The organism is Nonomuraea sp. NPDC049378, from assembly GCF_055586745.1.
Genome location: NZ_JBVJHP010000015.1, coordinates 156,677 through 172,207 on the forward strand (window position 1 = coordinate 156,677; position 15,531 = coordinate 172,207).

General features: G+C 72.6%; 16 protein-coding genes. All 16 read left to right on the forward strand.

Translation table 11 applies throughout. The features are described from left to right. Positions 1-174 precede the first annotated feature (174 nt). The 16 genes from ACZ6SA_RS30960 to ACZ6SA_RS31035 all read left to right on the forward strand — a co-directional run bounded on the left by ACZ6SA_RS30960 (position 175) and on the right by ACZ6SA_RS31035 (position 15,496). Complete coding sequence (locus ACZ6SA_RS30960; protein ID WP_465832089.1) at positions 175-966, forward strand: hypothetical protein; 792 nt, start codon at positions 175-177, stop codon at positions 964-966. A gap of 53 nt (positions 967-1,019) precedes the next feature. Further along, on the forward strand, positions 1,020-1,838 hold the full coding sequence (locus ACZ6SA_RS30965; RefSeq protein ID WP_347647113.1) for an ABC transporter ATP-binding protein: 819 nt from the start codon (positions 1,020-1,022) through the stop codon (positions 1,836-1,838). Between the two features lie 11 nt (positions 1,839-1,849). After that, positions 1,850-2,836: an ABC transporter substrate-binding protein gene (locus ACZ6SA_RS30970; RefSeq protein WP_465832091.1), complete on the forward strand. Its 987-nt coding sequence runs from the start codon at positions 1,850-1,852 to the stop codon at positions 2,834-2,836. Next, on the forward strand, positions 2,833-4,932 hold the full coding sequence (locus ACZ6SA_RS30975; protein WP_465832093.1) for an iron ABC transporter permease: 2,100 nt from the start codon (positions 2,833-2,835) through the stop codon (positions 4,930-4,932). The genes ACZ6SA_RS30970 and ACZ6SA_RS30975 overlap by 4 nt, the downstream gene beginning before the upstream one ends. A gap of 90 nt (positions 4,933-5,022) precedes the next feature. Next, entirely contained in the window at positions 5,023-6,864 is a 1,842-nt protein-coding gene (locus ACZ6SA_RS30980) for a DUF2264 domain-containing protein (protein ID WP_465832095.1), read from the forward strand. After that, positions 6,848-7,897, forward strand: coding sequence for a LacI family DNA-binding transcriptional regulator (locus tag ACZ6SA_RS30985; protein ID WP_465832097.1), 1,050 nt, complete (start codon positions 6,848-6,850; stop codon positions 7,895-7,897). Before ACZ6SA_RS30980 ends, ACZ6SA_RS30985 begins: the two co-directional genes overlap by 17 nt. A 43-nt stretch (positions 7,898-7,940) precedes the next feature. Beyond that, positions 7,941-8,405, forward strand: a complete 465-nt coding sequence (locus tag ACZ6SA_RS30990) for a hypothetical protein (RefSeq protein ID WP_347647108.1) — start codon at positions 7,941-7,943, stop codon at positions 8,403-8,405. A gap of 163 nt (positions 8,406-8,568) precedes the next feature. After that, positions 8,569-9,090, forward strand: a complete 522-nt coding sequence (locus ACZ6SA_RS30995; RefSeq protein ID WP_465832099.1) for a phospholipase — start codon at positions 8,569-8,571, stop codon at positions 9,088-9,090. 166 nt (positions 9,091-9,256) lie between these two features. Continuing rightward, positions 9,257-10,588, forward strand: a complete 1,332-nt coding sequence (locus ACZ6SA_RS31000; RefSeq protein WP_465832101.1) for a hypothetical protein — start codon at positions 9,257-9,259, stop codon at positions 10,586-10,588. Continuing rightward, positions 10,585-10,977, forward strand: a complete 393-nt coding sequence (locus tag ACZ6SA_RS31005; RefSeq protein ID WP_465832104.1) for a hypothetical protein — start codon at positions 10,585-10,587, stop codon at positions 10,975-10,977. Before ACZ6SA_RS31000 ends, ACZ6SA_RS31005 begins: the two co-directional genes overlap by 4 nt. Positions 10,978-10,990: 13 nt before the next feature. Further along, entirely contained in the window at positions 10,991-12,079 is a 1,089-nt protein-coding gene (locus ACZ6SA_RS31010) for a hypothetical protein (protein ID WP_465832106.1), read from the forward strand. Next, a complete protein-coding gene (locus tag ACZ6SA_RS31015; protein ID WP_347647103.1) occupies positions 12,076-12,654 on the forward strand; it encodes a hypothetical protein in 579 nt (192 codons plus the stop codon). Before ACZ6SA_RS31010 ends, ACZ6SA_RS31015 begins: the two co-directional genes overlap by 4 nt. Further along, positions 12,567-13,745 (forward strand): sensor histidine kinase, encoded by a 1,179-nt coding sequence (locus ACZ6SA_RS31020; RefSeq protein WP_465832108.1) that lies wholly within the window; start codon positions 12,567-12,569, stop codon positions 13,743-13,745. The genes ACZ6SA_RS31015 and ACZ6SA_RS31020 overlap by 88 nt, the downstream gene beginning before the upstream one ends. Further along, positions 13,712-14,401 (forward strand): response regulator transcription factor, encoded by a 690-nt coding sequence (locus tag ACZ6SA_RS31025; RefSeq protein WP_347647101.1) that lies wholly within the window; start codon positions 13,712-13,714, stop codon positions 14,399-14,401. Before ACZ6SA_RS31020 ends, ACZ6SA_RS31025 begins: the two co-directional genes overlap by 34 nt. A 242-nt stretch (positions 14,402-14,643) precedes the next feature. Beyond that, positions 14,644-15,054: a hypothetical protein gene (locus tag ACZ6SA_RS31030; RefSeq protein ID WP_465832111.1), complete on the forward strand. Its 411-nt coding sequence runs from the start codon at positions 14,644-14,646 to the stop codon at positions 15,052-15,054. 121 nt (positions 15,055-15,175) lie between these two features. Further along, positions 15,176-15,496, forward strand: coding sequence for a hypothetical protein (locus ACZ6SA_RS31035; protein WP_465832113.1), 321 nt, complete (start codon positions 15,176-15,178; stop codon positions 15,494-15,496). Positions 15,497-15,531: the final 35 nt, after the last annotated feature.

Sequence of the window (15,531 nt, forward strand, 5' to 3'; positions counted from 1 at the left end):
CAACTGCGCTGGTCATAGGACTTTCAGCCATGGCGAAATTCAGACATGTCATGAACTAGCCACAGATCGGTCGGGTCAGGAAACGCATGCGTTGTCCCGATGCGGACACATCTGTCAACCGAATGCCCTCGCGCCCCGTCTCCTCTTGCGCACCATCTGCCTCAAGGAGCCGCCTTGCGCGTTCGACTGGCCGTCCCGGCCGTGGCCCTGGCCCTCGCGTACACCGCCCTGCCCTCGGCGGCGCACGCCGACACAGTGGCGTACACGTGCGAAACCGTCGCGACGGGCATGCAACAGCAGATCAGCCTCGACATCGAGCTGACCGTGCCCACGGACGCCACGGTGGGCACGCAGATGACGATCGGCTGGCGCGGCTCCTACGTCGGCTCCGCGAGACTGCTCGCCCCCACGACGGCCACGGACGGCCAGCTCAAGATGTACGCCTACGCCGGCATCAGCGGGATCGACAGGCTGACCTCCGCCACGGGAGTCGGCCAGCTCGGCACGGTCACGCCGGGGCAGCCGATCACGCTGCCCGCGACGACCGTCGAGATGAAGACCACCGCGAATTTCCCGGGCACCGGCACGGTGCACGCCGCCGCCGTCAACTTCGGCCCCACCCCGCAGGAGCGCGTGATCGAGTGCGAGGTCGACGACGAGGAGTCGCTACGCGAATATCCGCTCACCGTCACCGGGGAGTCCACCAGCCCCAGTCCCGACGAGACCGCCGGGTCGGAGACGCCCGACCCCGACGTCTCCACCTCTGAGGACACGACCACCAGCCCGGCCTCCACCACGACCAGGACGGTGACCGAGCTCCCGACGGGAGGCGTGGCGACCGGGGGCGGCGGCATGGCTGGGCCGGACGGGCGGGTGCTGGTGGCCACGGGATTGCTGGTCGTCTTCGCCGCCACGGGCGGCCTGTGGTTGCGCAGGCCCGCCCGGCGTTCGCCGAACGGCCCATAAATCCGTACGTGCGGCATGGTGATTATTTGGCAAGGTTAGCCTAACCTATCCTCATGACCGAGGAGATCTCTCTGCGCGGGGCGGAGCTGTGCCTCAGCTACCACGGAGCCACCGTGGTCGAGGACGGCCGCATCGTGCTGCGGCCCGGCCACGTCACCGCGCTGGTGGGCCCGAACGGCAGTGGCAAGTCCACGCTGCTGCGCGCCCTGGCCCGCCTGCACCGTCCCGACCGCGGCACCGTGACGCTGGGCGACGGCGCCTCCGCGCTCGCCCTGTCGGCCCGCGACTTCGCGCGGCGGGTGACGCTCCTGGCCCAGAGCCGGCCCACCCCCGGTGGCGTGCAGGTCCGCGACGTCGTCGGGTACGGCCGCCACCCCTACAGGGGGCGCTGGAGGGCCGGCGACCCCGGCGGCTCCGAGGCCGTACGCCGGGCCATGGAGCTGACCGGGGTGACGGCGATGGCCGAACGCCCGGTCGACGAGCTGTCCGGCGGCGAGCTGCAGCGCGTATGGCTGGCCACCTGCCTGGCGCAGGACACCGGCGTGCTGCTGCTCGACGAGCCCACCACGTTCCTCGACCTGCGCTACCAGGTGGAGCTGCTGGAGCTCGTCCGCGACCTGGCCGACGAGCACGGCGTGGCGATCGGCGTCGTGCTGCACGATCTCAACCAGGCCGCCGAGATCGCCGACCACGTCGTGCTCCTGCGGGAGGGCCGGGTCATCGCCGACGGCCCGCCCGCTCAGGTCCTCACCGAGGACCAGCTCAGCGACACGTACGGCATCCGCATCGAGGTCAGCCACGACCCCAGGACGGGGACGGTGAGCACCCGGCCGATCGGCCGGCACACCAAAAACGTCCCCGCCACGACATGACAGGAACGACCATGACCTCACTGCGCAGCGCTTTGACGGCGCTCGCCGCGATCGTGACCCTCGCCGCCTGCGGCACCACCGAGGCGCCCGTCACCGAGCAGGCCCCCTCTCCCGGCGGATCGACCGCCGCCGCCGTGACCGTCACCGACGACCGCGGCAAGCAGGTCACCCTCGACCGCCCGGCGACCAGGGTGGTCAGCCTGGAATGGGGAGAGACCGAGATGCTGGCCTCCCTCGGCGTCATGCCCGTGGGCGTGGCCGACGTGAAGGGCTACGCCACCTGGAACACCTCCATCAAGCTCGACGCCTCGGTCAAGGACGTCGGCAGCCGGCAGGAGCCCAGCGTCGACTCCATCAGCGCGCTCCAGCCCGACCTGGTCGTCATGGAGTCCGGACGCGACTCGGCGCTGGTGAGCCAGCTGGAGAAGTTCGTGCCGGTGCTGGCGTTCGAGGGCAGCGACGCCAAGGACAACCTCAAGCGGATGCGCGACGACCTCGACAGGATCGCGACCGCGGTCGGCAGGACGGACGAGGCCGGCAAGCTCATGGCCGACTTCGACGCCGCGATGACCGCCGCCAAGGAGAAGATCGCCGCCGCCGGCGCCGCGGGCAAGCCGTTCGTCATGGCCGACGGGTGGAAGCAGGGCAGCACGATCTCGATCCGCCCGTTCGGCGAGGGCTCGCTCGTCTCCCAGGTCGCCATCCGCCTCGGGCTGAAGAACGCCTGGACCGGCAAGGTCGACGAGGTGTGGGGGCTCGGCGCCACCGACGTCGAGGGCCTGTCCGCGCTGAAGGACCCGGACATCCGCTTCTTCTACAACGCCTCCGACGGCGTGGACGTGTTCACCGACGGCCTGGAGAGCAACGCCATCTGGAAGTCGCTGCCGTTCGTGGCCAAGGGGCAGGTCACCAAGCTGCCCGACGGCATCTGGACCTTCGGCGGGCCCCTGTCGTGCCGGCAGTACGCCGAGGCGCTGGTGAAGGCGTACGCGGGTTGAGCGTCCCGGTCCTGGCTCCGGCGCCTCCCGCCACGCCACTGCGGCGGCTGGGGACCGCCGGGGTCTTCCTGCTCGCCGTGGCCGCCACCGTCCTGGTGGCCGCCGTGCACGTGACGCAGGGCACCTCGTCGGTGGGCGCGCTGGACCTCCTGGCGCTCCTCTTCAACGGGCCCTTCGGCGGCAGCGAGGAGGCCGCCCGCGTCCTGCTGGCCTCGCGGCTGCCCCGCCTGCTGGCCGGCGTCACCGTCGGCTGCGCGCTGGGCGTGGCCGGCTCGCTGCTGCAGTCGGTCGCCCGCAACCCGATGGCCTCGCCGGACACGCTGGCCGTCAGCTCCGGCGCCCACCTCGCCATCGCCACGGCCGCCGCGTTCGGCCTGACGCTGCCCCTGCCGGTGTCCGGCGGGCTCGCCCTGGTCGGCGGCCTGGCCGCGGCGGCCCTGGTGATGGCCATGTCGGCGGGCGGGCGCAGCGGCACGACCCGGCTGATCCTGGCCGGCACCGCCACGGCGCTGGCGTTGAGCTCGCTCACCAACCTGGTGATGATCCTCTTCGAGGAGGAGACGACCGGGTTGTACGCCTGGGGCAGCGGCTCTCTCGTGCAGGGCGACCTGCGCGCCGTCACGCAGTTCGCCCCCGTGATCGCGGTGGCGATGGCGGCGGCGATCCTGGCCGGGCCGCGGCTGGACATCCTCGGGCTCGGCGACGACACCGCCTCGGTGCTCGGCGTGAACGTGCGGCGCCTGCGGTTGTGGCTGACGCTGCTGGCCATCGTGCTGGCGGCCGCCGCCGTGACCGTGGCGGGGCCGATCGGGTTCGTCGGCCTCTGTGCCCCGGTGATCGTCCGGCTGCTGCCCCGGTCGATCCCCGGGCTGCACAGGAACAGGTCGATGCTCCCCCTGTCGGGGCTGGCCGGCGTGCTCATCGTGCTGGGCTCCGACATCGCCCTCCGTGCCGTGCTGGGAGCGCAGGCCGGCGTGGAGGTGCCGCCGGGCGTCGTGACCACGCTGCTCGGCGCGGGCGCGATGGTGTGGCTGGCACGCCGCTACCGGGACGCCGGGCCGACGCGCCGCCCTCCGGCCGCGCGCATCGGCGCCACCCGGTCGCGCGCGGCCTTCCTGGCCGTGACCGGCACGTTCGCGGCGTTGCTGGCCGGGGCGCTGGTCCTGGGCCTGCTGGCCGGTGACCGGTGGCTGCTGACCGGTGACGTGCTCAACTGGTTGCAGGGCCGTACGGGCCGGGCCCTGACGTTCGTGCTCGACCAGCGTTACCCGCGGGTCCTGGCCGCCGTGCTGGCGGGGGCGGCGCTGGCCGTGGCGGGCACCGCCGTACAGGCCGTGTGCCGCAACCCCCTCGCCGAGCCGGGCGTGCTGGGCGTCACGGCAGGGGCGGGCGTCGGCGCGATCTCGCTGCTGACCTTGGCTCCGGTGGCCGGGATCTGGGCCATGACCGGCGCGGCGGGCCTGGGCGCGCTGACCGCCTTCGGCCTGGTCTACGGGCTGGCGTGGCGCGGCGGCCTGAGCTCCGACCGGCTGGTCCTCATCGGGATCGCCGTGCAGTACGCCTGTACGAGCCTCACCGTGCTGATCATCGTCAAGGCCGACCCGTGGAACACCGCCCTGGCCCTGACCTGGCTGTCCGGCTCCACGTACGGCCGCGTGCCCGCGCAGCTGATCCCGGTCGCGCTGGCGCTGCTGCTGGCCGTGCCGCTGCTGGCCTGGCTGCGCCGGGACCTGGACCTGCTCTCCCTGGACGAGGACAGCCCGCGCATCCTGGGCGTCCCTCTGGAGCCCGTACGGCTGGCCGCGCTCGCGGGCGCCGTGCTGCTCACCGCCACGGCGGTGTCGGCGGTCGGCGTGGTCGCCTTCGTCGGCCTGGTGGCCCCGCACGCCGCCCGGGCCATGGTGGGCGCCCACAACGCCAGGGTCCTGCCGGTGGCGGCGCTGCTCGGCGCGCTGCTGGTGAGTCTCGCCGACACGCTGGGGCGTACGGTCATCGCCCCCGCGCAGGTGCCGGCGGGGCTCGTCACGGCGCTGATCGGCACGCCGTACTTCGTCTATCTCCTGTGGCGCGCCCGCGCGCACGCGGACGGGTCGTAGTAACCGGTTACACACCGAGGCTTGACGCTCATCGCGGTGCGTGCGTATCTTCGGCGCGGCATCACAGTAACCCGTTACCAAGGAGTCGTCATGCGCGCTGACCACCCTCGCGAGCACTGGGTCAGCGTCGCGGACGGGCTGCTCGACGCGGTGACTCCCTACGCCACGCCCGGTCACGCGCAATACCGGTTGCCCGGCCGCACCAGCAGGTCAGGGCCCGAGTCCGACGGGCTCGAAGGGTTCGCGCGCACCTTCCTGCTCGCCGCGTTCCGCCTCGCCGGCGACCCGGCCGCCGCGCCGGCGCCGCTGCTGGAGCGCTACGCAGAAGGGCTGGCCGGCGGCACCGACCCCGGCCACGAATTCGCCTGGCTGCCCATCGCCGACGGCCACCAGACCATCGTCGAGGCCGCCTCGATCGCGATCGCGCTGCACGAGACCCGGCCGATGCTCTTCGACCGGCTCGACCCCGGGGTCCAGGAGCGGGTGGTCGCCTGGCTGGGCGGGATCGTCGGCAAGCACGCCTGGCCGTGCAACTGGGTGCTGTTCAAGGTGATCGTCGAGCAGTTCCTCGCCGGGGTCGGCGGCCCGTACGACCAGGACGAGATCGACCGGCACCTCGCGGACGTGGAGCGCTGGTACGTCGGCGACGGCTGGTACACCGACGGCGCCGGCCAGAACTACGACTATTACTGCGGATGGGCGATCCACCTCTACACGCTGTTGTGGACCAGGATGTCGGGCGCCGACGCGACGGTCCACCGCGACCGGCTCCGCACGTTCCTCGACGGCTACCGGCACCTGTTCGCCCCCGACGGCGCTCCCATGCACCAGGGGCGTTCGCTCACCTACCGGATGGCGAGCCTGGCCCCGCTCTGGCTCGGCGCGCTCTTCGACGCCTCCCCGATCGAGCCGGGCGCCACCCGCCTGATGGCCGGCCGCACACTCGACCACTTCGCCGCCCACGGCGCGCCCGACGAACGCGGCCTGCTCAGCCTGGGCTGGCACCGTCCCTTCCTGCCCGTGACCCAGGGTTACTCGGGGCCGGCCTCCCCCTACTGGGCGAGCAAGGGTTTCCTGGGGTTGCTGCTCGGCCCCGACCACCCGGTGTGGACCGCACCGGCCGCCGACCCCGACGCGGGCGAGCTCAGCCTGGCCCTGCCCGCGCCCGGCTGGCTGCTGCACCGCCATGACGGGATCACCCGCCTGGTCAACCACGGCAGCGACGGCAACGACCCCGACACCGCCAGGGACGACCCCCACTACGCCAAGCTCGGCTACTCCACCCACACCGCGCCCGAGACCGGCGCCGGCGGCCGGGCCGAGAACATCGACAACCATCTCACCGTGCTCCTGCCCGACGGGCGGGCCACCCGCCGCCGCCGGATCGAGCGCATCGGCGTCGCCGACGGCTTCGCCGCGTCCCGCTACGCCGACGGGGAGGTGGTCGTGGAGACCGCGTCCGTGCTCGACGGGCCCTGGGAGATACGCGTGCACCGGGTGAGCGCCCCCGCGGGGAGCGTGGTCCGCGACGGCGGGCACGCCGTCGCCGCCGACGAACCGTGCACGGTCGCGCCGGGCGGGCTCACCGCTTCGGTGACCACCACCTCGGGGAAGGAACTGGTCAGCGAGATCGCCGGGCTGCACGGCTGGGACACGGCAGCCGCCGCCCTCCGCCACGACGAGAACGCGTTCGGCCCCCACTCCGCGACCCCCTACCTCGTCGGCGCCCACCCGGGCGGTCGCACGGCGATCTTCGTCTCGGCGGTGCGGCTAGGGCGGGCCCCTTCCGCCAAGAGCCCGGAAATCTCGGTGCACGGCGAGCAGGTCTCGTGGAATGATGCCGCCGGCTCGCGGGTCGAAGTCCGGCTCGGACGCGAGCCCGCCTACCGCCGGCATGGATCCGCGGGAGCACGCGTTGTCCGGACCGGCTAGACGCGTCACCATCCGCGACGTCGCCGCGCACGCGGGGGTCTCGGTGGCGACCGTCTCGCGCGCGCTGGCCGGTGACTATCCGGTGCACCCGAGCACCAGGCGCAAGGTGCTGCGCGCGGTGCGCGAGCTCGACTACGTGCCCAACGCCCAGGCCAGAGCGCTGTCCGTGGCCTCGCCCGGCGCGGTGGCCATCGTCATCCACTCGGTCGACTCGCCCTACTACGCCTACATCGCCCAGGGGGTGGAGGAGCAGGCCGCCGCCGAGGGCCGCCTGTCGCTCGTCTGCACCACGGGCAGCGATCCCGAACGCGAGCTGGCCTTCGTCCAGACCATGCGCGAGCAGCGGGCCGAGGCGGTGATCCTGGTGGGCGGCGTGGTCCTCGACGACGACTACCGCGAACGCATGACGCGCTACGCGCACGGGCTGGCGGCCTCCGGTTCCCGCCTGGTGTTGTGCGGCCGGCCCCCGCTCGGTGACGGGGTGCCGGCCTTCACGGTCGACTTCGACAACACCGGCGGGGCCCACGCGATCACCGCGCACCTGCTGTCCGCCGGGCACCGCCGCATCCTCTACCTGGGGATCCGCCCCGGCAACACCACGTCGGACACCCGGGTCGCGGGCTATCGCGCGGCCCTCGCCGATCACGGGGTCGCGGCCGACCCCGCGCTGGAGATGTGCGGCGACTTCGACCGGCGCAGCGGCTACGTGGCGATGAAGCGACGGCTGGCCGAGGGGCCGCGTGACTTCACCGCGGTCTTCGCCGCCACCGACCTGATCGCCGCCGGCGCCGTCAAGGCGCTGCGCGAGCACGGGCTGCGCGTCCCCGAGGACGTCTCGATCGTCGGCTACGACGACGTGCCGCCCGCCGAGGACATCGGGCTGACCACCGTTCACCTGCCGCACACCGAGCTGGGCCGGGCCGCCGTGCGCCTGGCGTTGTCGGGCAGGGATCCGCTGGCCGAATCGCCGATCACGCTCGGCACCCACATCGTGGTCAGGTGCTCGGTGCAGCCGCTGGGGAGCGAACGCTGAAGGCCGGGCGCATGCCGGCCCTCGTGGCGGTAAGACTTACCGCATGGGAGACACGGCATCGCCCTCGGGACGGGGCCTTCTCGCGGCAGCCGCGGGCTGCGCGCTGGCCGTACCGGTGGCCGTCTGGTGGCTGGTGGGCGACCTCAGCGCGGACGTGCCGCCCGGCACGGTCCTCGACCACCTGATCAGTCCACCCGGCCTGGGCCCGTGGGCCGAGCGCGCCGTCGGCCTGGGAGCGCTGGTGGTGGCGGGCGTGACGGCGGCACTGCTGGTGCGGGCGTCGCGGCGGCGCCGGTTCGACCGCCGGTGGTGGGCGGCGCTGATCCCGGTGCTGGCCGCGGGCGCCGTCGTGGGAGCCGGCTGGCGGGTCGTGACGGCGGGCACGGTCGGGGCCAACATCGGCGCCGGGCTGACCATCGTGCTGGGCGGCGCGCTCGTTGCGCTGCTCCTGCTGTGGGCCGCCGGCTGGTCGGCGCGGCTGCTGCTGTCCCGCCGCGTCACCCGCTGACTCCACAGCTGACAGAATCGCGTCGCATTGTAAAGATCAATGCTGTGCGAAGCCTGCCCGGAAGTTTGGGCAAGATCTGCTTCGGATTTTCCCGGAACCGCGCGTCATCGTAAGGACATCAGGCGAACCCTGCCATATCCCCGGGCATCTGGAGCAGGTTTTCATGATCAGACGACCAATCGCCCTCATCACCCCCGCCGTCGTCCTTCTGTTCACCTTATTCGGATTCGCGCTGCCGGCCCACGCGGTGACGCTGGAGCAGAAACTCGCCGCTCTCTCCTCGTTCAGCCAGCCCACCACCACGAGCGCCAATGCGTGGCGCAACGCGTGGGAGAACCAGTCGGCCTGGGCCGACTACGCCTTCGACTGGTCCACCGACCTCTGCTCGAGCAGCCCCGACCAGCCGCTCGGCTTCGATTTCCGCATGCCGTGCAGGCGGCACGACTTCGGTTACCGCAATTACAAGGACGTCGGCCAGTTCCCGGCCAACAAGCCCCGCATAGACGACGCTTTCTACTTCGACATGCGCCGGGTGTGCGCCGGCTATTCGGGAGTGTCGAAGTCCACCTGTGACGGGCTCGCCTGGACCTATTACCAGGCGGTCAAGGAATTCGGCAACCTGGTCGTCACCGACGAGCAGATCCAGAAGGTCAAGCGCGAGGCCGAACGCTCCGCCCAGCGGTAGCCGTCCCCAACCGACCTGGCGGGGACGCCGGCCGCGTCCCCGCCATCGGGCGTGCGCGGGCGGGGCGGCACGATCGATCCGGCGACGTCGGTAGTTCCGTGGAACTAGGCACGTCAGTGCCGCCGGGCGATGTGGCGGATGCGGGCCGGCTCCTACGCTCGACGCCGTGATCAACCGTCTGACCCCGGTTCTGCTCGCCCTTGTGGCCCTGCTCGCCTGGGCGTCCCCCGCGGCCGCGCACGGCCGGGACGCCGAGGCCGATGCGCGTTTCGCCCAGACGATCGGCGGCATGGAACTCACCGTCGTGGTGCGGGCGAGCATACGGGTACCGGCTCCGCTGCAGGTGGACGTGGTCGCGCACGACCCCGGGAAGGGCGGGCAGGTCGAGCTGGCCGTCCGGTCCGTCGAGAACGGCGGGTCGTCCACGGCCTCCGTGCGGGTCGAGGGCGGGCGGCCCGGCATGTACCCGGCCATCCTGCGCGCCCAGGACGTGGGACCGCACGAGCTGGAGGTGCGGGCGGGCGGGGAGCGGTCGGTGCTGCCGTTCAGCCTGCTGGTGCCGACCACGCCGCGCTGGGAGGTCGTCGTGTACGCGGCCTTCGCGTGCGGGGCGGTGGCGCTGCTCGGCGCACTGGCGAGTGCGGCGCTTCGGCGCAGGGGCGCGGCGATGGGGTTCGCGGGGACGTTCGCGGTGGCGATCGTCGTGGCGTTCACCACCGGAGCGATCTCGCCCTGGTTCGCGCCGGAGGGTGCCCCGGCTCCCGAGACGCTCACCCGGCCGAACGCGCAGCCGCTGGTGGAGGTGGCGCCGGAGCGACCCGCCCTCCGGTCGGCCTACCGGCTGCGGGTGACGTTGTTCGACGGCTCTACCGGGGCCCCGGCGGACGACCTGGCCGAGCACCACGCCGCCCTGGCACACCTGGTCGTGACCAGCGACGACGGCCGCTTCTTCCGGCACGTGCACCCGATCAGGACCGCGCCGGGCGTGTACGAGGTGCGGCTGCGCGCGGAGCAGCCGGGGCGGCACCTCGTGTACGTCGAGTTCGAACGGGCCGGTGCGGGCGGCCAGCTCGTCTCGGGCACGTTCACCGTCCCCGACCCGGATCACCGCGATCGGGGGGACAGGCCGGTGACCGCTTCCACCGGCGCGCGGCCGGTGACCGAACCCGCGCATCCCGTAGCCGGACGGCCGCTCCGCCTCACGCTCGACACCGGCGCCACCGCGCTGCGGCCATGGCTCGGCATGGCCGGCCATCTGATCCTGCGCAGCCATGACGGCGGCTACCTCGGCCACGTCCATGAGGCCCGCTCCATGGCCGACGCCACCGCCGCCCGGGTGCCGGACGAGTCGGTCGCCCGCTACGGGCCCCGGCTCGAGTTCGTCTTCAGCTTTCCCCGGCCGGGCCGCTACCTGGTCTGGATCCAGTACGCCCGGGACTACCGGATCGTCACCGTGCCCCACGTCATCGAGGTCGCCGAAGAAGGGAGCGGCCGATGAGGCGCCGCCTGTACATCGTCCTGCCCGTGCTGCTGATCGCGGCCGGCATCGCCTGGATCTTCCACGGGAGTCCCGCCGATCCCGGACCGGCCGAGCTGCGCGGCCGGGGCACCCACCACGCCGTCGTGGTGCGTCTTGAACCCCGGCTCGGCCCTCTCGACGTGCGCGTCGAGCTCCACCCGGCGTCCCCGGCGGACGTCTCGATCTCCGCGGTGATGCCGCACATGGGGCACGCCACGCCGGAGCTCCAGGCCCGGTCCGACGGGCCGGGCCGCTATGTGGCCCGCGGCGAGCTGTTCACCATGACGGGCCCGTGGGAGATCGGCGTCCGCGTGCACGACACCTCGGGCACCGAAGTCATCAAAGTCAACACATTGATCACAGCTTAGGAGTGACTCCCCCATGTCATCCGAACTTCCACACATACCCCGCCGGGAGGTCACCGGCGCCTGGTCCCTGCTCCTCGGCTACGCCACGTTACTGACCGGCATGGTCTGGGACGGGCAGTGGCACGGCGACGTCGGGCCCGACAACTTCTGGACCGCCCCGCACCTGCTCCTCTACGCCGGCACCGGCATCATCGGGCTCACCTGCCTGATCGTGGTGCTGCAGTCCACGTGGGCGCGTGGCGCGCCCACCAGCACGCCCTCCGTGACGGTGTTGCGCACGTTCCGGGCGCCGTGGCCGTTCCTGGTGGGCGGGCTGGGCGCTTCGGGCAACCTCCTGTACGCGGGCTCCGACCTGTGGTGGCACGAGGTGTACGGCTTCGACATCGCCGCCGGGACCACCCCGTCGCATTTCGGGCTCGGGCTGTCCATCCAGGTCGAGATCTTTGCCATGATCATGGCGTTCGCCGTGCTGCGGCGTACCCGGGCCGAGCGATGGGGCCTGGCCCTGGCCGTCGGCCTGGCCACCCTCGGCTCGACGTCGGCCTTCGGCATGGTGTCGGAGATCATCTTCGAATGGCTGCCCGGCGTGGCGCCCCGCGTGCTGGGCCTGAGCGCGGCGGCGGCGCTCATCCTGAGCCTGGTCATCGGCCTCACTCGTTCCTGGCACTGGCCCGCCGCGACAGGGCTGACGTTCGTGCTCGTCCAAGGCGGGCTCTCACTGTTCGCCCCGGCCGCCACCCGGTGGTACGCCGAGGCGATCGGCCAGCCGATGCGCGACTACGCCGCGAACATGCCACAGGCGCTGATCGGGTTCCCGGTCACCTATCCGCTCGTCGCGCTGCTGGCCGGCTCCATGACGGCGTGGGCGGTCCGGCGCGCGGTGCAGCCGGTGCGGATCGCGATGGCGGCCGGCGCGCTGGCCGGTACGAACACCGCGCTCTTCTACGGCGGGCTCGGGATTCTGGAGATGAACCTGCCGATCACGCTGGCCGCGGCGACCGCCCTGGGCGCGGGGGCGGGATGGCTGGGCTGGCAGTGCGCCGTCCTGCTGCGCCGTTTCAACGAGCGCGGCCTCTCCGTCCCGCAGGCGGTGACGGCATGAGGCGCGTCCTGGTGGCTCTGGCGGCCGCCCTGGCCGTGATGACCGCCGCGGGACCGGCCGCCGCCGCCCCGCTCCCCGGTGAGATCGTGCACACGGAGACCGTCACCATGAGCGACGGGGCCCCGATCACCGTAGGGTTCACGGAGTGGCCGGTCCGCGCCCTGCAGTCCCTCGACTTCACCTTCGAACCGGCGGGCGGCATCGGCGGGCGCACAGGCCTGGTCACGACCGTGTCGCCCAGCGGCGACCGCAAAGGGCTGAAGGGCATCGTCCTGCAGCGCCGCGGCGATGCCATCGTGCTGCCGCGGCATCCCCGCGCGGAGCAGGTCTGGGGGCTGGACGTCGTCTCACTGCCTGAGGAGGGCACATGGCGCTTCGAGTTCGCCGTGGAGAGAGCGGGCGCGACCTCGACGGGAGTCCTGCCGGTCCAGGCGATCGACCAGCCGGGCCCGCCGCTCGGGGTGAGCTGGACGATCGCGCTGCTGCCGTGGGCACCGGTGCTGGTGCTGGTGGCGGCCGGCTGGGCGCGTACGCGGGCGATCCGGCGCAGCGCGAAACCAGGCTGGAGTGGCTGAGCGACGGCCTGCCCGCCCTGCTGCCGCCGCTGGCCGCCTGGCTGGTCGTGCCCGGTGACGAGCCGGGCGTGCAACTGGCGCTGGCGGGCGCGCAGTCGGCGGCGCTGATGTTGTCGCGCCGCTTTCCGCTCTCCGTGCTGGGCGTGAGCGTCGTCCTCGAGCTGGCGCTGATTCTCGTCAAGATGCCCGTCCTGGTGGCGCCACTGGTCGCCGCGTCCCGCCTCGGGGCGTGGGGCCGGGGTGGCCACCGGGTCATCGGCGTCGCGGCGGTGCTGGCGCTGCTGGGCATCGGGTTGCCGGTCACGCTGGTGTCACTCGGCGACCCCCTGCGGGTGGTGGCCGTGTACGCGGTGGCGGCGGTGCTCGTCGTCGGGTTCTGGGCCATGGGGCGTGTGGACGGGCGCCGCCGTGACCGCATCCACGAGTTGCAGGCCCGCTCGCGGCGGCTGGAGGCCGAACGCGAGCTGGCCGAGCGGCGCGCGGCGGAGCGCGAGAGGACACTGCTGGCCAGGGAGCTGCACGACATCCTCAACCACTCGGTCACCACCATGGTGCTGGACGCGGAGGCCGGCGCGGACACCCGTGACGACATGGAGGAGACGCTGCGCCGGGTGGCCCGTACCGGCCGGGAGTCCCTGGCCGAGTTGCGGCGGCTGCTCGGCGTGCTCAGGCAGGCGCCGCCCGGGCACGATCCGCTCGCCCCTCCTCCGCGGCTGCACCAGCTCGACGCTCTGGTGGCGGCCATCCCGCCGGGCGGGCCACGGGCGACGCTGATCCGCTCCGGCGACGTACGGCACGTCGACACCAGCATCGAGCTGGCCGCCTACCGCGTCGTCCAGGAGGCGCTGACCAACGTCACCAAGCACGCCGGCCCCGTGGACGTACGGGTGTCGCTCGACTACACCGCCACCCACCTGAGGGTCACGGTCGTCAACGCCGTCCCCGCCGAGGCCCCCGCCGGCGGGCCGAGCGGGGTGGGGCTGATCGGCATGCGCGAACGCGTCGGGCTCCTCGGCGGCACCGTGGAGGTGAGCTCGGGGCGGGAGATGTTCGAGCTGTGCGCGACGCTGCCGCTGCGGGCGGTGTCGTGACCGCCATCCGCGTCCTGGTCTGCGACGACGAGCAGTTGCTTCGCGAGGCGCTGGTCCGGCTGGTCGGGGCGGCGGACGACCTGACCGTGGTGGCCGCCGTGGGTGACGGTGCCGCCGCCGTGGCCGCCGTCGCGGAGCACCGTCCTGACGTGGTGCTCATGGACATCCGGCTGCCCGGCATGGACGGCATCGAAGCCACCCGCCGCATCGCCGGCGGGCACAGCCGGGTGCTCATTCTCACGACGTACGACCTGGACAGCTACGTCTATGCCGGCTTGCAGGCCGGAGCCAGCGGCTTCCTGCTCAAGGACGCGCCGGGCGAGCGCATCCGCGACGGCATCAGGATCGTCGCCGCCGGCCAGTCGGTGCTGGCTCCTGAGGCGACGACCCGGATGATCGAGGCGTTGCAGCCCACGCTGCCCACCGACGCCGACAGGGCGCTGCTGGCTGCGGCCGACCGGCTCACCGACCGCGAGCGGCAGGTTTGTGAGCTGATCGCCGAGGGCCTGTCCAACGACGAGATCGCCCGCCGGCTCGTCATCAGCCGATACACCGTGAAGGTGCACGTGTCGAGCATCCTGACCAAGCTGGACCTGCCGGACCGGGTGCACGTGCTGCTGTCGTGGACGCGGCTGCGCGGCCTGCGCCTGCCGTAGGCGGCCAGGCCGCCAGGGAATCCGCGAGCCGGGGCGACGGCACACCGGCGCGTCGGGTCCGGCGGCAGCACCGGAAAGCTGGTCCTCGACGTCGAACGCGGCTGGGTGCTCCAGGCATCAGCGTCCTGTGGACGCGGAGTCAAGTGCGGGCGACTTCCCGGCATGGACGCCGCCGTGCCCGGCCAAGATCCTTGGGTGGAGGCCCGCGGGAGCGCGGTCACTCCTACTGAGGGGAAACACCGATGAGAAGGATTCTCGGCCTGGTGGCGGCGGCTGGTGCCGCGATCGCGTTGACGCCGGTGGCGGCGGGGCCGGCCGCGGCCGATCCGGTGAACTGCCAGAAGAGCGTCAACGCGCCGGCCAGGACATGGGGCCCGGTTCAGCAGGGCTGTTCCCACCGTCTCGGTACGCGGCTGTCCTACCGCTGGTCGGCCACCGCCCGCGTGTGCGTCAAGGTGCGCGGCTACGTCAATGGCAAGGAGAAGGGGTTCAAGGCCGAGACCTGTGGGAGGTCGGGCTCGGTCAGCGTCCCGTGGTCGGCCGGGGACTCGGCGAAGCTGGTCGGCTACCGAGCCTCGGCGCTGCGGGCGTACAGCTCATCCGACACCTCGAGCGCGCGCGTCACGTGGCGCACGCAGGTCTACACGCGGTGATCGACGTGCTCGGCGGAATGCCCAGCAGGACGAGGAGCCGGCCGTGCCGCGCACCCGGCTACGCCGGCTCGCCGGCCTCACCGGCCGAATGCTGATCTGACCAAGACCCAAGGAGAGTGCCGTGACGCAGACGATTCTGCTCAGCTTCCTGGCCGGCGTCCTGGCCGCCAACGCCACACCCCATTTCGTGAAGGGCATCACCAGAGAACGATTTCCGACCCTCTTCGGCACCAGCCCGCTGGTGAATCTCGTGGCCGGCTGGGCCATGTACGTGATCGCCATCACTCTGGTGATCACCGCCGAGCTCGGCGGACACCCGATCCCCGCGCTCGCCGCCGGCGCGGCGGGCGTGCTGGCCATGGGTGTCTTCCACGCCCAGGGCGGCGCCTTCGTCCTCGGCAGGCGTCCCGCCGGTGCCGCATCCGGATCCCTTTCCGAGTGAGGGCATCCGATGGCCTGGCTCTGCTCCGTGCGCGA

Coding starts and splice junctions, on each gene's coding strand:
- ACZ6SA_RS30965 (WP_347647113.1), top strand. CDS start 1,020: ATGACCGAGGAGATCTCTCTGCGCGGGGCGGAGCTGTGCCTCAGCTAC.
- ACZ6SA_RS31030 (WP_465832111.1), top strand. CDS start 14,644: ATGAGAAGGATTCTCGGCCTGGTGGCGGCGGCTGGTGCCGCGATCGCG.
- ACZ6SA_RS30980 (WP_465832095.1), top strand. CDS start 5,023: ATGCGCGCTGACCACCCTCGCGAGCACTGGGTCAGCGTCGCGGACGGG.
- ACZ6SA_RS30970 (WP_465832091.1), top strand. CDS start 1,850: ATGACCTCACTGCGCAGCGCTTTGACGGCGCTCGCCGCGATCGTGACC.
- ACZ6SA_RS31010 (WP_465832106.1), top strand. CDS start 10,991: ATGTCATCCGAACTTCCACACATACCCCGCCGGGAGGTCACCGGCGCC.
- ACZ6SA_RS30995 (WP_465832099.1), top strand. CDS start 8,569: ATGATCAGACGACCAATCGCCCTCATCACCCCCGCCGTCGTCCTTCTG.
- ACZ6SA_RS30990 (WP_347647108.1), top strand. CDS start 7,941: ATGGGAGACACGGCATCGCCCTCGGGACGGGGCCTTCTCGCGGCAGCC.
- ACZ6SA_RS31015 (WP_347647103.1), top strand. CDS start 12,076: ATGAGGCGCGTCCTGGTGGCTCTGGCGGCCGCCCTGGCCGTGATGACC.
- ACZ6SA_RS31005 (WP_465832104.1), top strand. CDS start 10,585: ATGAGGCGCCGCCTGTACATCGTCCTGCCCGTGCTGCTGATCGCGGCC.